Annotated in this window: 1 protein-coding gene; it reads right to left on the bottom strand. The window is 43.8% G+C overall.

All coding sequences use genetic code 11. The annotated features are described in order from the left end of the window. Positions 1-553, bottom strand: a 553-nt coding sequence (locus tag HC175_RS16920) for a hypothetical protein (RefSeq protein ID WP_209310044.1), incomplete at both ends; no start/stop codon positions are given.

Raw genomic sequence — 553 nt, forward strand, 5'->3', positions numbered from 1 at the left:
CACTTGTTGAAACCGTGCGTCAATCTCGATCATTGGGGCAGTGATCCCTGAAAATAACACCACAAGTGCCACCAGTACAGAAACGATGAATAAAGGAGTGTGGAGCTTTGTAAAATTCCGGAAGAGGGCCCATAGCAGGCAAAAGATCAGGATGATTCCCAGCAGGATATAAGTATAAAAATAAGTCTGTTCCTCCAGCACTATAAGCCGTTCGGCACTCTTTTTATTAAAACCCTGGAGATCGCTGACTTCATATTTTTGAAGCAGAGAGTCCACCAGCTTTATGCCGGCTGCAGAGTTCGCATGGGTCATATCACTATATTCCTGGATTTTGCTTTTGATCACAAATTTTAGAGCATCTTTATTTTCGGGTTTTTGGATCTCCGTTATCATGGTTTGTGCAAAGACGGGAACCAGCGCCCTTATTTTCTCTTCGGGCACCAGGGTTTTCACGGCAAACTTCCGAAGCTTTGCTTTTACACCTTTTTGTTTTTGATCAATGAGAGCTTCTCCTTTATCCAATCCCGCATCGAGAATTCCCTCGACCTGCTTT

This window comes from Salinimicrobium oceani (assembly GCF_012037645.1).